The organism is Shinella sp. Sh6 (assembly GCF_055392685.1).
Window position 1 is genome coordinate 3,096,067 of the sequence record NZ_AP044005.1, and the last position, 13,945, is coordinate 3,110,011.

General features: G+C 63.9%; 13 protein-coding genes. 9 read left to right on the top strand and 4 right to left on the bottom strand.

Going from position 1 to position 13,945, the window contains the following annotated elements:
* Positions 1 to 29 precede the first annotated feature (29 nt).
* Entirely contained in the window at positions 30 to 1,364 is a 1,335-nt protein-coding gene (locus ACZ5TO_RS14850; protein WP_464798645.1) for an ABC transporter substrate-binding protein, read from the bottom strand.
* A 269-nt stretch (positions 1,365 to 1,633) separates the two neighbouring features.
* On the opposite strand from ACZ5TO_RS14850, the gene ACZ5TO_RS14855 reads away from it, so the two are divergent.
* The gene (locus ACZ5TO_RS14855) at positions 1,634 to 2,656 is read left to right on the top strand and encodes a LacI family DNA-binding transcriptional regulator (RefSeq protein ID WP_464798646.1); all 1,023 of its coding nucleotides are present in this window, start codon (positions 1,634 to 1,636) and stop codon (positions 2,654 to 2,656) included.
* A 65-nt stretch (positions 2,657 to 2,721) separates the two neighbouring features.
* On the opposite strand, the gene ACZ5TO_RS14860 is transcribed toward ACZ5TO_RS14855, so the two are convergent.
* Both ACZ5TO_RS14860 and ACZ5TO_RS14865 read right to left on the bottom strand, forming a co-directional pair.
* Positions 2,722 to 4,059, bottom strand: a complete 1,338-nt coding sequence (locus ACZ5TO_RS14860) for a sensor histidine kinase (RefSeq protein WP_464798647.1) — start codon at positions 4,057 to 4,059, stop codon at positions 2,722 to 2,724.
* Positions 4,056 to 4,718 carry a response regulator transcription factor gene (locus tag ACZ5TO_RS14865; protein ID WP_464798648.1) on the bottom strand — a complete coding sequence of 221 codons (663 nt, stop codon included), beginning with the start codon at positions 4,716 to 4,718 and terminating at the stop codon, positions 4,056 to 4,058. Before ACZ5TO_RS14865 ends, ACZ5TO_RS14860 begins: the two co-directional genes overlap by 4 nt.
* A 139-nt stretch (positions 4,719 to 4,857) precedes the next feature.
* Between ACZ5TO_RS14865 and ACZ5TO_RS14870 the strand changes: the two genes are divergently transcribed.
* The 5 genes from ACZ5TO_RS14870 (at position 4,858) to ACZ5TO_RS14890 (ending at position 9,692) form a co-directional block, all read left to right on the top strand.
* On the top strand, positions 4,858 to 5,259 hold the full coding sequence (locus ACZ5TO_RS14870; protein ID WP_464798649.1) for a PepSY domain-containing protein: 402 nt from the start codon (positions 4,858 to 4,860) through the stop codon (positions 5,257 to 5,259).
* Positions 5,260 to 5,304: 45 nt separating this feature from the next.
* Complete coding sequence (locus ACZ5TO_RS14875) at positions 5,305 to 5,820, top strand: cytochrome b (RefSeq protein ID WP_464798650.1); 516 nt, start codon at positions 5,305 to 5,307, stop codon at positions 5,818 to 5,820.
* Between the two features lie 250 nt (positions 5,821 to 6,070).
* On the top strand, positions 6,071 to 6,541 hold the full coding sequence (locus ACZ5TO_RS14880; protein WP_464798651.1) for a DUF2271 domain-containing protein: 471 nt from the start codon (positions 6,071 to 6,073) through the stop codon (positions 6,539 to 6,541).
* A 12-nt stretch (positions 6,542 to 6,553) separates the two neighbouring features.
* The gene (locus tag ACZ5TO_RS14885; RefSeq protein ID WP_464798652.1) at positions 6,554 to 8,761 is read left to right on the top strand and encodes a PepSY domain-containing protein; all 2,208 of its coding nucleotides are present in this window, start codon (positions 6,554 to 6,556) and stop codon (positions 8,759 to 8,761) included.
* Positions 8,742 to 9,692, top strand: a complete 951-nt coding sequence (locus tag ACZ5TO_RS14890) for an FAD:protein FMN transferase (RefSeq protein WP_464798653.1) — start codon at positions 8,742 to 8,744, stop codon at positions 9,690 to 9,692. The genes ACZ5TO_RS14885 and ACZ5TO_RS14890 overlap by 20 nt, the downstream gene beginning before the upstream one ends.
* A gap of 199 nt (positions 9,693 to 9,891) precedes the next feature.
* Here the strand turns inward: ACZ5TO_RS14890 and ACZ5TO_RS14895 are convergent, their stop codons facing one another.
* Positions 9,892 to 10,941 (bottom strand): Ldh family oxidoreductase, encoded by a 1,050-nt coding sequence (locus tag ACZ5TO_RS14895; protein ID WP_464798654.1) that lies wholly within the window; start codon positions 10,939 to 10,941, stop codon positions 9,892 to 9,894.
* 224 nt (positions 10,942 to 11,165) lie between these two features.
* On the opposite strand from ACZ5TO_RS14895, the gene ACZ5TO_RS14900 reads away from it, so the two are divergent.
* The 3 genes from ACZ5TO_RS14900 to ACZ5TO_RS14910 are packed head-to-tail and all read left to right on the top strand — an operon-like array spanning position 11,166 to position 13,944.
* Positions 11,166 to 12,158, top strand: a complete 993-nt coding sequence (locus ACZ5TO_RS14900; RefSeq protein ID WP_464798655.1) for a TRAP transporter substrate-binding protein — start codon at positions 11,166 to 11,168, stop codon at positions 12,156 to 12,158.
* Between the two features lie 2 nt (positions 12,159 to 12,160).
* Positions 12,161 to 12,667 (top strand): TRAP transporter small permease, encoded by a 507-nt coding sequence (locus ACZ5TO_RS14905; RefSeq protein ID WP_464798656.1) that lies wholly within the window; start codon positions 12,161 to 12,163, stop codon positions 12,665 to 12,667.
* Between the two features lie 2 nt (positions 12,668 to 12,669).
* Complete coding sequence (locus ACZ5TO_RS14910; protein WP_464798657.1) at positions 12,670 to 13,944, top strand: TRAP transporter large permease; 1,275 nt, start codon at positions 12,670 to 12,672, stop codon at positions 13,942 to 13,944.
* The last annotated feature ends 1 nt before the right edge of the window (position 13,945 follow it).

A 13,945-nucleotide genomic window follows, 5' to 3' on the forward strand; every position in this document is an offset into this window, starting at 1 on the left:
GCTGGGAGGCGCGGGCCCGGCCGATGGCGTCAGTACTTGCCTTCGTCGTCGAAGACCTGCGTCCAGTCCTTGACGAGCCCGTCGAGCGCGTCCTTGGCCGTGCCCTGGCCCGCGACGACATAGTCGTGGAAGCGCTTCTGCGCGGCCTGCAGCAGCGAGGCATAGCTCGGCTCGGCCCAGAAGTCCTGCACGATGGCCATGGAATCGAGGAAGGTCTGCGCATAGGGCTGGCTGGTCGCAAAGCCCGGATCCTCGACCACCTTCAGGAGTGCCGAATAGCCGCCCATCTGCCACCATTTCTGCTGGATTTCCGGCTGCGCGAACCACTTGATATAGGCGAGCGCGTCCTCCTGCTTCTCCGACGAGGAGACGACCGAAATGCCCTGCCCGCCGAGCTGCGCATAGGCAGCACCATCCGGGCCGGCCGGGTTCGGGAAGTAACCCGACTTGTCGCCGCCGACATTGGCGTCGGCGTTGATGCCCGGCCAGGTGAACGCGAAGTTCATGTGCAGCGCGACCTGGCCCGACTTGTAGGCATCGATGTCCTCGGACATGTAGGCGTCGGAATGGCCGGGCGGCGTGCAGCAATCGTAGAGCTCCTTGTAGAACTCCAGGCCCTTCACCGCTTCCGCCGAGTTGACATAGCCTTCAAGCTCATAGGGCTTGTCGGGGTTCTCGTACTTGAAGCCGAAGCTGTAGAGCACGTCCATGACGCCCATGGTGATGCCCTCGGACCCGCGCTCCGTGTAGATGGCCGCGCCATAGACCGTCTTGCCGTCGATCTCGCGCTTCTGGAAGAACTGCGCGATGTCCTTCAACTCGCCGAACGTCTTCGGCACGGTCAGCTCGCGGCCGTATTTCTCCTTGAATTCGGCCTGCAGTTCGGGGCGGGAGAACCAGTCCTTGCGGTAGCTCCAGCCGACGACGTCGCCGAAGGCGGGCATCGCCCAGTAGTTCGGCGAATTCTTCGGCCATTCGGCATAGCCGACGACGGTCGCCGGAATGAAATCGCTCATCTTGATCCCTTCCTTGTCGAAGAAATCGTTGAGCTTGACGTACTGGCCGTTCTCCGCCGCGCCGCCGATCCACTGGCTGTCGCCGATCATCAGGTCGCAGAGCTTGCCGCCGGAATTCAGCTCGTTGAGCATGCGGTCGGCGAAATTCGGCCACGGCACGAATTCGAATTTCATCTTGATGCCGCTCTTGGCCTCGAAATCCTTGCTGAGCTCGACAAGCGCATTGGCCGGATCCCAGGCGGCCCAGCAGAGCGTCAGCTCCTTGGCGCTCGCCTGCCCCGTGCCCGCGGCGCCAGCAGCCAGAAGCGCACCGAAAGCGGCGAAAGATCTTGCGTGACGAAATTTCATGGTGGGGACCTCCTCCCTCGCCTTCCGACCCCATCGGAAGGCTGACAACGCCCTTTGCGGGCCCATGGCGCGGAACAACTTCCCGGCGGGCCTGTCTCCTCCGCACCGCCTCGTGGCGCGCATTCCTCCTGCCGGCCACGCATGGAGTCATATTGAGGTGCGCACCTCAATGCAAGCAAATTTTGAGGTGCGCACACCAATTCTTGCTTTTCACCTGGTTTTGCTGGAGAAATCCGATCTGGACCCTGCGTCGTTGAAGAGAGAGTGGAATGCGGCCTACCGCAAAAGACCTGGCAGAAGCCGCCGGCGTAAGCCTTGCCACCGTTGATCGCGTTCTCAACGAGCGGCCGAACGTCAGCCCGAAGGCAGCCAGGAAAGTGGCCGAGGCCATCGAGCGCATCGGCTTCGTGCGCAATCCCGCCGCCGTGGCGCTGGCACGCAACAAGACCTACAGCTTCCGCTTCGTCCTGCCGACCTCAGGCGACCAGTATCTGGCCGAGCTCATCGCCCGCGCGGGAGAGGCCAAGGAAATCCTGCGCGCCGATTCCACGGATGTCGAGATCGCCCAGATCCCGATGAACGATCCCCATCACGTCGCCAAGTATCTCTCCGCCATCGGTGCCGATACGTTGGACGGCGTTGCGGTCATGGCGCCGGAATCGCCCCAGGTGCGCGACGCGCTGCTGCGGCTCGTCGAGCGCGGCGTCAAGGTCGTGCAGTTCCTCTCCGGCCAGGAGCGGCTGGAGCGCGCCGACTACGTCGGCATCGACAACTTCGCCGCCGGCGCCACCGCAGGCAAGATCGCCGGCCGCTTCATCGGAAACCGGCCGGGCAAGATCATGGTCGTCGCCGAAACCATGATGGCGCTCGACAGCATCCAGCGCCGCCTCGGCTTCGACAGCATCATCAACGCGCAGTTTCCGCATCTTCGCCCCCTGCCGTCGCTCGAAACCTATGCGGACGCAAACCGTGCCGACCTCATCATCCGGCGCACCTTGCAGCACAATCCCGATACCGTCGCGGTCTATGTGCTGAGCTCGGAGGCGCGCGTGCCGCTGTCCGCCGTCTGGAGCGCGCAGGGCTCCCGCCCCCTCACCGTCGTCGTACACGAGCGCACCCCCTTCAGCGAGCAGGCCCTCATGGATGAGCGCATTGACGCCGTGATCGCCCAGGATCCCGGCCACGCCGTGCGCAGCGCGCTACGCATCATGCGCGCCCGCGCCGATCACCGCGAGCTTCTGGCATCGCAGGAACGGATACGCATCGAAGTCTTGCTGAAGGAGAACCTTTGAGGGGAGTGCCGCCGCCCGGGAGGCCTCCGGATCAGCGCCCTTGAATAGATTCAAATAGTCGAGCGTCAGGTTCTCCCGCCTATCCGGAAACTCGCTTCGAAGCCGTCGTCATGCCCCGGCCGCGGAGAGGTGAGCTCGATCCTGCCGCCCGTGCCTGCGGCGATCGCCTTGGCGATGGCAAGGCCGAGGCCGGTGCCGCTGGCCTGCGTGCGGCCGCGCTCATACGGCTCGGAGAGACGGGCGAGGAGATCGGGTGGAACGGCCGGCCCGGCATTGGCGACGCGCAGCGCGCCGTCGGCCGACAGAGCCACGCGAACCGGCGTCTGGCGGGCGCCGTGCTTCAGCGCATTCTCGATCAGGTTGCGCGCCAGGATGGCGAAGGCGTCCGCATCGATGTCCGAGGATACGGGCGCCTCGGGGAGCTGCAGGTCGATCCGCCCGGCACCGTCGGCGCTTTCCGTCATTTCGCCGACGAGCATGCGCAGGATGGCCGCGATATCGGTCGGCTCGGCCGCCTGCAACCGTCCGCCCTCGGCCCTTGCGAGCTGCATCAGCTTTTCCGACAGCCTGAACAGCCGGCGCAACGCCGTCTCGATGTCGCGTGCCCGGTTGCGCGCGGCTTCATCCGGCGTTTCGATGATCAATCTTTGCGTCTGGGCGAGCGCGGCGGCTACCGGCGTGCGCAGCTCGTGCGCGGCATTGGCGGTGAAGCTGCGTTCCGCTTCCAGTGTGCGTCCGAGACGCTCCATCAGACGATTTACCGCCTGCGCGTTCGGCTGGACTTCGGACGGCAGATCCGCCGTGGAAATCGGGGTCAGGTCGCCGGCGCCTCGCGCCTCGGTTTGCGTCCGAAAACGCCGGAGCGGCGCCATCGACAGGCGCACCACGCCCCAGACGCCGACCAGGCCAATGGGAGCGATCAGGCCGAGCGGCAGCGCCAGGCCGAGCAGCGCGTCCCGCGCCACCGCGCGGCGGCGCGCGAGCGGCTCGGCGACCGAAATGGTGATCGTGCCCTGAAGGGCGGCATCGGAATAGATGCGGTGCGTGCGGGTATTCGCAAAACCCATGCCGGTGAACGGCGGAAAGACGGAGAGGTCCGCCTTGTGGGAGCGCAGCAGCACCCGGCCTTCACCGTCCCGCACGACATAGGTGAAGTATTCGTCGTGCTCGCGCATCGTCGCGACGCTCTGGCTGGCATCGTCGTCGCTGTCGCGGCCGACGATATCACGGACGGCGAGCGGCAGCAGGCGCTGTCCCGTTTCTTCGAGCGCGCTGTCGAAGACCTCGTTCATCTCATGGCGCAGCTTTTGCGCGGTGACCACTGCGGCAAATGCCCAGAGCAAGGTGATGGCAAGCCCCATCCAGAGCGAAATGCGCCATTGCAGGCTTCGCGGTCCGATCATCGCCCGCTTCCCAGCCGATAGCCGATACCGCGCACCGTCTCGACGACGGCGTGCCCCAGCTTCTTGCGCAAACGACTGACATGGACCTCGATGGTGTTGCTCTCGACCTGCGCGCCGAAGGCATAAAGGCGCTCCTCCAGTTGCCCCTTCGACAGCACCTGGCCGGGATGCTGGACGAAAGCCTCGAACAGCGCCCATTCGCGTCCCGTCAGATCGACCGGCCGGCCGTCGCACAGGACGGTTCTCGCCGCCAGATCGATTTCGAGATTGCCTATGGCGACCAGCGGGTTCGGGTTGCCGCTGTAGCGGCGCGCCACGGCGCTCAGCCGCGCCGACAGTTCGGAAAGATCGAAAGGCTTGGTCATGTAGTCGTCGGCACCGGCATTCAGCCCGGCGATCCGGTCGGAAATCTGGTCCAGCGCCGTCAGGATGACGACCGGCGTCACGCTACCCCTGCGGCGCAGCGCGCGCAGGAAGGCGATGCCCCGCCCATCGGGAAGCATGAGATCGAGAAGGACGAGATCGTAAACGGCGCTGTCGAGGTGATCGCCGGCCGCGTCGAGCCGCGTCACCCAGTCGACCGAATGGTTGTCGGCGGCAATGTGGTCGCGGATCGCCGCGCCGAGGATCGTATCGTCTTCGATCAGAAGGATTCTCATGAACGCATCGTCCTGTCTGTTCTGAACCTTGCCGGCAAACCTGTCAGCCGGCTGACGGACAAGGCGTGACGGCTTCAGCTATTCGTCAGGAACGAGTGCCACCTTTCCTGCACATGAACGATGATGCAGGACAAACGACATGATGAAGCACATTGCCATGGCCTCCCTCTTCCTGGCCTTGATCGGCTGGAGTCCGGCGATGGCCGACGACGACGATTGCCATGTCCCCATGAGCCTGTGGCAGCCGCGCGAGGCGGTGCAGAAGATGGCGGAAGGACGCGGCTGGCAGGTGAGCCGGATCAAGATCGACGACGGCTGCTACGAGATCAGGGGCGTCGATGAAACAGGGCGCCGGTTCAAGGCCAGGATCGATCCGGCGACGCTCTCGGTCGTCAAGATGAAACGCAAGGACAGGCATGACGACGACCACACGCGCGCCAGGCAGCGACCGAGCGGATCTGACGTGACCGGCGCCTCCGGCGTCCTGCCCTCGAACAGGCTGTTCGAGGCGGGCTCACGGCCGAAGACCGTCGTGAAATAACCGGCCGCACGGCGCCATTTCATCCCAGATGCAGGAAAGCAGACGATGTCCAACAATTCCCTTCGCTATTCGACAGGCATGATCCTCATTCACTGGCTGACCGCCTTGTTCGTGCTCGGTGCCTGGCTGACCGCCAGGGGCGGCCGCGAGATGGTGCAGGACCCGCCCTTGTTGCACTTCACCCTGGGGCTGGCGGTGCTGGCGCTCGTCGTGCCGCGACTGATCCTGCGGCTGGCCGAAGGCGCCCCCGCCGGCGATGCGCAGAACGGCTGGCTTGCGACCGGCGCAAAGGCCGGCCACGGCCTGCTCTATCTGCTGCTGATCGGGTTGCCGATCACCGGCTGGTATGCCGCATCACGCATGGGCGTGCCGATATCGTTCCTCGGCGTGGAGCTTCCGGCAATCGCGGCGAAGGTCGAGGGCCGTCCCGGCCTGATCGCCGAGTTGCACGAGAATGCCGGGACGTTCATCCTCATTCTTGCCGGCCTGCATGCCCTGATGGCGTTATGGCATCAGTTCGTCCGGCGTGACGGAACGATGCGGCGCATGAGCCTGCGCTAAGCGACACGACCCTTTTCCTCTCCCGGCCCCGCCCCACATCGCAGCGATGTGGGGCGGGGCCGAGCTTTTCCGCGGCTTGCCGTCCTGACGGCAAGCTGAAGCATGAACCCGCACAATGTCAGGAAATGCTCAGCCACACGCTTCAGGTTGCCTTTAGCGGATCGGTGCGGCGTCTTTCGACCGGCCTGATCCGCTCAAACCGGTCCGAACGTTTTCGTTCGCGACCCGCGATTGAACAGGCGGAGCCACTATGAAATCCATTATCGCAGCCCTTGCCCTGAGCACGGCACTGACATTCCCGGGCCTTGCCATGGCCCGGCCCGTCACGCTCACCACGACACTGAGCAACTACGGCGGCGACGGCGCCTATCTCGCGCTTTACGTCACCGACGCGAAGGGCGCCTATGTCGGCAGCCTTTGGATGGCTGGCGGCAAATCGAAATACTACGAGCATCTGACAGGATGGTATCGGGCGACCGGCGGCAACGTGGCCGAGATCAACGGCATTACGGGGGCCAGCGTCGGCGCGGGACGGACGCTGGAAATCACACTCGACCTCGCCGATGCGCTGTTTGACGCCGGCTATACGCTGCATATCGACGCTGCCGTCGAGGACATGCGCGACAGTCCCGGCGAGGTCGCGGTTCCCTTGACGGCGAGCGGCGCGGGGACCCAGGCGCCCGGACGGCGCTACATCGCCGCCTTCTCCTATTCGATGTAGCCGGAGGGCGTCATGATCCGAGCGCTTCACCGCTGGCCAGGCCTCCTGGCTGCGCTTCTCCTGCTGGTGCTCAGCCTGAGCGGCGCAGCCCTCTCGGTGTTCCCCACCGCCGAACGCCTGTCCTCTCCGCAGCCCCCGGCGGCGCTTTCGATCGCCGATCTGGCGGAACATATCCAGGCCGTCCATCCCCATGTGGAGCAGATCCGGCGGTCACCGTCGGGCCGGATCACCGCCTATTGGTTCGAGGACGGCAGGCCGCAGGCGGCGGTCGTCGATCCTGTCACCGGACAGGGCATCGCTTCGGCGGACCCGAACCGGTTGGAACGGTGGCTGACCAACCTGCATCATTCGCTCTTCCTGAGCGACAGCGGCCGCATCGCGGCGGCGGCGGGAGCGTCGGCCATGTTGCTGCTCGCCGTGTCCGGCGCCGTTCTTGTCGCGCGCAGGGCCGGCGGCTGGCGGCGCTGGTTCATGCCGCTCCGCGGACCGCTTTCGGGGCGGCTACATGTCGAAATCGCCCGCGTGGCTGTCGCCGGTCTGCTGCTGTCTTCCGCAACCGGCCTATGGATGACTGCTTCGACCTTCGACCTGTTCCCCGACGGGCCGGCAACATCGACGATGCAGGCCGACCCGAGCGGCCGTGTCGGCCTATCGCTTGCGGCGATGGATTTCCTGAGGGAGACGCCGGCTGCCGAACTGCGCAGCCTGTCGTTTCCAGCGCCCGATGACGCGGCGGACGTCTTCACGGTCAAGACCGATCGCGGCACCGGAACTCTCGATCAGGGCACCGGCGCGCTGCTGGCCTGGAACGACCTGACCGGCTGGCAACGCGTCTCCGAGACCATCTACATGCTTCACACCGGACAAGGCACCGCCTGGATCGGGCTCGTCCTCGGGCTGACGGCGCTTGGCGTGCCCGCAATGGCTGTGACGGGCTTCATCCTCTGGCTTGCAGGATGGCGCGCAAGGCCCCGCATTCGCGGCAACGTCACCGCCGGTCATGCCGAGACGATCATCCTCGTCGGCAGCGAGGGCGGCAGTACCTGGGGTTTCGCCGCAACGCTGCATGCCGCGCTGACGAATGCGGGCCAGACCGTTCATGTCGCGGCGATGTCCTCCTTCGACCCCGGGCGTTACGCAAAGGCGCAGCGCATCCTGATCCTCACCGCCACCTATGGCGACGGCGATGCGCCGGCCTCGGCGAAGGGGTTCATCGACCGGTTGCGATCGCTTCCTGCTCCGCCCGCAGTCCCCCTCGCCGTTCTCGGTTTTGGCGACCGCAGCTTTCCCGCCTATTGCGCCTTCGCGCGGGCGATTGCCGAGACGGCGGAAGCCAAGGGCTGGCGCATGCTGGTGCCGTTCGACAGCATCGACCGCCAGTCGGCGCAGGACTTCGCCCGCTGGGGCCGGCTGCTCGGCACGGCGATGGATGTCGAGCTGGAACTCGTCCACCAGCCGGTTCCGCCTGCCGTCCTTTCCCTGACGCTCGTTTCACGCCGCAATTACGGAGCGGAGGTGCAGGCGCCGACGACCATCCTGCGCTTCGCCTTGCCGAAGGTTTCGCGGTGGCGGGCGCTTGCAGGCGGCGGCTTCGGGCGTTTCTCGGCGGGAGATCTGCTCGGCGTCCTGCCCGCAGGTTCGGCCGTACCGAGATTTTATTCGCTGGCCTCGGGACGGTGCGACGGCTTCATCGAGATCGTCGTGAGGAAACATCCCGCCGGCCTGTGCTCGGGGCAGCTCCTCGAACTGGAGGTTGGCGACACCATAAACGGCTTTCTCCGCACCAATGCCGGCTTTCACGCCGGCCGCGGGCGCGCGCCGCTGATCCTTATCGGCGCAGGAACGGGGATCGGGCCGCTGGCCGGCTTCGTGCGCGCCAACGCGCGGCATCGTCCGATCCACCTGTTTTTCGGGATGCGTCACCCTGACAGCGACTTTCTCTATATCGAAGAGCTGGCCGCCTGGCAGCGGGAAGGCCGCCTCCTGCAACTCGCGACGGCCTTTTCGCGCGGCCGGATGCCCCGCTACGTGCAGGATGCCTTACGCGAGGAGGCCGCCGAAATTGCAAGGCTGGTCCGCAAGGGGGCGAGAATCATGGTTTGCGGCGGACGCGGCATGGCAGCCGGGGTCTCCGACGCGCTCGCCGACGTTCTGGCACCCATCGGCCTGTCGCCCGCCCTGCTCAAAGCGGAAGGACGCTATGTTGAAGATGTCTATTGATCCCGGGCGATACGCGCTGAGCGGACCCACGATGGGCACACGCTGGTCGGCATTGTTCTACAGGCCGGAACCGTTCGACCCCGAACCGGTTCGCTGCGCGCTCCAGGCCGCGGTGGACGAAGTGGATGCGCAGATGTCCACCTGGAAGCCGGACAGCGATCTGATGCGCCTCAATGCTGCTCCGGCCGGCGAATGGGTGACTGTGCCGGAACGGCTGATGGAGGTGTTGCGCCTGTCGCTCGCCATCGGCCGCACCTCCGGCGGCGCCTTCGACATCGGCGTCGGCGATGCGGTGAATGCCTGGGGTTTCGGCCCGGCAGCGGCCGACCGGAATCTCGTCCAGAAGGCATTTGCGGCTCCGCGCCGGCCTGTCCATGAGGTACTTGAGCTGGACTTCGAATGTCGCAGGGTCAGAAAGGATAGCCCGGTCACCCTCGATCTCAACGGGATAGCCAAGGGCCACGGTGTGGATCGGCTAGCCGAGACGCTACGCAACTTCGGCATCGCTTCCGGACTGGTCGGTATCGACGGCGAGATGCGGGCGCGCGGCCTGCGCCCGGACGGCGAACCCTGGACCATCGCGGTCGAGAAACCCGATCGTGAGCGCCGGACACCCTATTCGATCCTCGCCTTGCAGGATGCCGCGGTGGCCACCTCGGGTGACTATCGCCACTGGGTCGACGTCGGACACCGTCGTCTTTCGCACACGATGGACCCGCGCCGCGGCGCCCCCCTCCTCTCGCCTCCCGCCTCCGTCACCGTCGTTGCGCACACCTGCGCCGAAGCCGACGCATGGGCCACCGCGCTGATGGTTCTCGGTCCGGAATCCGGCGGCAAGCTCGCGCGCCGTCTGCACCTCGATGCGCTGTTTCTCCTGCGCGAGGAAGGAACCGTGCGGCCGCAGCCGGTGGGGTACCTATTTGGCGGCTGAGGGCAACGCTGCATTCCTCGCCAGGCGCAAAACTGCGGGCACTGTCCTAATTCCTCACGCCGGCCATGAGAAAGCCTTCGAGAATGCAGGCGACGATCACGCGCCGTCAGCCATCACCTCCGCACGACCGGCGCTGTTTGCAGCGAGTTCCCGGGCAAGCACACCCCATTGGGCAGCGATCAAGGCGCGAGCACATCGCTCACCAGGGTGTCACGATCCCGAAGCGCTTGGCGACGACTTCAAGCCGGCTTGTCGTTCCTTCCGGCAGGACGATGCCCTTTTGTGTTCGCTCCTGACAGAGACCATTTTCCAGTTCGCCCGGGACCATCACAGGACCCGGACCGGACGGCGGAAGACTTTTGATGCCGTCAATCAGATCATCCACCAGTTGGCAATATTCCTCAAACTTCAGGAACGCCGTCACATCGACGGCCATAACCATGGCGTTCTGCGCTTGGCTTTCACTCGTCGGGTCGGTGATGCGGGGCGTGCAAAGCGGGTTGGCCGCAAGAAGACTGGACCAGCATTCGAACATCATCGCAAGCCCGGACCCCTTGGGGCCGAGAGGCAACCAGATCTTCGCCTGGTTGGGATCGGTGGTATCGTTGCCGTCCTTGTCGAGCGCCCAGCCTTTTGGAATTGGCACACCTCGATCTGCTGCATGATAAATCTTGCCCCCGGCGGCGACGCTCGTCGCCATATCCAGCAGGATCGGAGCATGTCTTTGAGCCGGAATGCCGATCGAGATGGGGCTGTTGTGCAGACCTGCGGCTTTGGCCCCGAACGGCGCCATGTTCGCCGGGCTGCACACCGTCGTCATTCCGATCAGGCCAGCCTTGGCGATCTTCTCGGTATAATAGGCAAGAGCGCCATTGTGCGTGCAACTGCGCACGACCACCCATGAAGTGCCGCTCGCTTTCGCCTTCTCGATCGCCTTGTCGACGCCGGCCATGGTCGCAACCGGCCCCGGTGCGCGATGCGCATCGAGAAGGGCTGTCGCAGCAGTCTCCCGTACGATCTCGATCTTCGCGTCAGGCACGAGGTCGCCGTCATCGATCTGCTTGATGTACCAGGGAACGCGCAGCACACCGTGCGAATCTATGCCGCGCAGGTTTGCCCAGACGAGCATATCCGCTTCACTCTCGGCATAGGCCTGAGGCATGCCGGCGGCTCTGAATATGGCTGCTGAAAAATCGGCTAGCGCCTGCGAACCAACGGTTATGCCCGCCGCATCCAGAACTTCGACCACGATCGCACTCCTCCAGAATAAACGTGTCACGACACTATTGCAGATGAGTTTCTATATGGTATGTTGGTATAACAGGTCAACAGGATTACATGCTATAAAAGAGGGCTTTCCCGCCGAGGCTGCGTCAGTAGTGGCAACCGGCGCGAATGCATGTGCGAAGCCAGGGCTCATCGTGATCTCTGAGGAGGGGTGGTGCTGATGCCTGACGATCAAGGAGGAGTGAAATGAACTATCTCAGAAGACTATCCATCGTGGCCGTCGCGGCGGCTGGTTGCCTCGGCTTGGTAGCGCCTGCGCAATCCCAGGAGAGCCGGGTTCTCAAGTTCGCATCTATCCAGGCTACGGGCCAGCCTTCGTACAAGGGCATGGAGAAGATGGCCGAGCTCGTTGACGAGCGTACGCACGGCGCGCTCAAGCTGCAGCTCTTCGCCGACAGCGTCCTCGGCACGGAACAGGAGTCGATCGAAGGCGTCCAGTTCGGCACGATCGACCTCTACATGGGTTCCTCCGGTGCGTTGGGCCGCTTCCTGCCGAGCCTGGAAGCCTTCTCGGCACCCTACGTCTGGCGCGACGTGGATCATATGATGAGTGTCGTCCGCGGGCCGATCGGAGATGAACTCAATCAGGACCTGATCTCCCAGACCGGCATTCGCATTCTCGATATGGGGTGGTTCTTCGGCGCCCGGCACGTCGCGACCAAGGGCTTCGCCGTCCATGGCCCCGATGATCTGAAAGGGCAGAAAATCCGCATGCAGCCGACCACCATCTACGTCGACACGATGGCGGCAATGGGAGCCAACGTCATCCCGATGGATTTCAAGGAAGTCTATACCAGCCTGCAGACCGGCGTGATCAACGGCCTGGACAACCCTGCCAATACCTATGCCGCCCGCTCCATGTGGGAAGTGGTCGACAACATCAGCCTGACGTCGCACATCATGCAGAATCAGGTGGTCGTCATCAACGAGCAGCTTTTCCAGAGCCTGTCCCCGGAATTCCAGAAGATTCTCCGGGATGCCGCCCGCGAGGCCGGAGACTATCAGTCCGACCTGACGATCGATGGCGACCAGGTGGCGCTCGATGAAATGGCCAAGCATGGGGTCGTCGTCACGACGCCCGACCTAGCCGCCTTCAAGGCTGCGACCGCCGACGTCTACAAGAAATTCGAGAAGAACTGGAAACCCGGTCTCTATCAGCGGATCGTGGATACGAAGTAGCCATGATGCAGCCACTTGCAACGCGCGGGTCTTCCCCCGCCGGATCCATATTGCGCTTTATGGATAAAATCGTATCCGGGTGCCTGATCGTCATCATGACCTTCATGTCGCTTGCGATCTTTGTTCAGGTTCTGTGCCGGGTTTTTCTCGGCACGGCCATCATTTGGGCGGAAGAGTTCGCCGTCCTGCTGTTCGCATGGATGATCTATGTGGGGGCCGCCTACGCGCAGAAGGAAGACAGCCACCTGTCGATCAACACGCTTCGCATGGCGGTCGGCCCACGCCTTGGCGTCCTTCTTGACGTGTTCCGCCATGCCGTCATCCTTGTCTGCTCCGCCACAGCAATTTGGCAAGGTGTTCTCATCAGCCGGCAGACCGTGTTTCTGCGCTATCCGGCGATGGAGATATCGCGGTCCTTTCTTTACGCCAGCGTGCCCGTCGGCTTCGGCCTCGGACTCGTCTACCTGATCGTCAACATCGTTGGCCGACTGCAAAGAAAGGAAGACTGACGATGTTGTGGATGATCTTCTTGGTCTTCGTTGTCCTGCTGGCTTTGAACATTCCCGTCGCCTACGCAATGCTGGCGACATCGATTGGATATCTCGTCCTCAACGGCAATATTCCGCTGATCGTCGTCGCCCAGCAGCTCGGGGCGGGCACGGATCAATTCCTGCTCCTCGCCATACCGTTCTTTTTCCTGGCCGGCGAATTCATGGCGCATGGCGGCATCATCCAGCGGCTTGTCACCCTTGCCAAGGCCATGGTCGGCCATTTCCCTGGCGGCCTGGCAATCACGACGGTCATATCCAGCGTCTTCTTTGCCGGGATCAGCGGTTCGGCGGTCGCGGATATGGCCGCTCTGGGCCGTGTCGAGATCGGCATGATGAAAGGTGCCGGCTATCCGCTGGGCTTTGCCGGAGCCATCAAGGCGGCATCCGCGACGTTGGGGCCGATCATTCCGCCGAGTATTCCCATGCTGGTTTATGGGGGGCTCACGAATACGTCGGTCGGACAATTGTTCATGGCCGGCTTCGTGCCGGGACTCCTGATGGCAATTTTTCTCATCATCGCCATCCGTATCGTCGCAAAGCGTCGGAATTTCCCGGTCACCGAGTGGGCCGGATGGGGAACATTGCTGCAACTGCTGGCTCAGTCCATTCCAATTCTCGTGCTCCCCGTGATTGTCCTTGGCGGCATATTCGGAGGCTTCTTTACGCCGACGGAGGCTGCAATCGTCGCTGCTGCCTATGCGCTCGTCGCGGGGCTCGCTCTTGGTGAGCTCAAAGTCCGCGCGATTCCAGGAATATTGCTGCGCGTATCCGTCGACTCGGCCCAGATCATGTTCATTCTCGCCTCGGCGGTTCTGTTCAGCTGGATCCTAGCGCGCGAGAACCTGCCCGCAACGATGGCGCACTTCATCGCGGCCACGCATACATCGCCCTGGGTCTTCCTGCTTGTCGTCAATGTCGGCCTATTGTTCCTCGGCGCCTTTATGGAGCCGATCCCGATCCTGGTCATCGTGATCCCGATCCTGATGCCCGTGGTTCAGGCCCTGGGGATCGATCCGGTGCAATTCGGCGTCATCGTCAGCCTGAACATCAATCTCGGGCTCATCCACCCGCCGATCGGCATGCTGATGTTCATGGTCATGGCGATGACAGGGATCAACATGGGGACCTTCGTCAGGGAGACATGGCCTTTCCTCATCGCTCTCCTGGCCGCTCTGGCAGTCATCACCTACTGGCCCGATCTCGTGCTGTTCCTGCCCAACTATTTCTATCGGTAGT

What these genes read in the sequence shown, in the direction of transcription:
- ACZ5TO_RS14850 (WP_464798645.1), bottom strand. Translation starts at nt 1,364, where the DNA reads ATGAAATTTCGTCACGCAAGATCTTTCGCCGCTTTCGGTGCGCTTCTG.
- ACZ5TO_RS14855 (WP_464798646.1), top strand. Translation starts at nt 1,634, where the DNA reads ATGCGGCCTACCGCAAAAGACCTGGCAGAAGCCGCCGGCGTAAGCCTT.
- ACZ5TO_RS14860 (WP_464798647.1), bottom strand. Translation starts at nt 4,059, where the DNA reads ATGATCGGACCGCGAAGCCTGCAATGGCGCATTTCGCTCTGGATGGGG.
- ACZ5TO_RS14865 (WP_464798648.1), bottom strand. Translation starts at nt 4,718, where the DNA reads ATGAGAATCCTTCTGATCGAAGACGATACGATCCTCGGCGCGGCGATC.
- ACZ5TO_RS14870 (WP_464798649.1), top strand. Translation starts at nt 4,858, where the DNA reads ATGATGAAGCACATTGCCATGGCCTCCCTCTTCCTGGCCTTGATCGGC.
- ACZ5TO_RS14875 (WP_464798650.1), top strand. Translation starts at nt 5,305, where the DNA reads ATGTCCAACAATTCCCTTCGCTATTCGACAGGCATGATCCTCATTCAC.
- ACZ5TO_RS14880 (WP_464798651.1), top strand. Translation starts at nt 6,071, where the DNA reads ATGAAATCCATTATCGCAGCCCTTGCCCTGAGCACGGCACTGACATTC.
- ACZ5TO_RS14885 (WP_464798652.1), top strand. Translation starts at nt 6,554, where the DNA reads ATGATCCGAGCGCTTCACCGCTGGCCAGGCCTCCTGGCTGCGCTTCTC.
- ACZ5TO_RS14890 (WP_464798653.1), top strand. Translation starts at nt 8,742, where the DNA reads ATGTTGAAGATGTCTATTGATCCCGGGCGATACGCGCTGAGCGGACCC.
- ACZ5TO_RS14900 (WP_464798655.1), top strand. Translation starts at nt 11,166, where the DNA reads ATGAACTATCTCAGAAGACTATCCATCGTGGCCGTCGCGGCGGCTGGT.
- ACZ5TO_RS14905 (WP_464798656.1), top strand. Translation starts at nt 12,161, where the DNA reads ATGATGCAGCCACTTGCAACGCGCGGGTCTTCCCCCGCCGGATCCATA.
- ACZ5TO_RS14910 (WP_464798657.1), top strand. Translation starts at nt 12,670, where the DNA reads ATGTTGTGGATGATCTTCTTGGTCTTCGTTGTCCTGCTGGCTTTGAAC.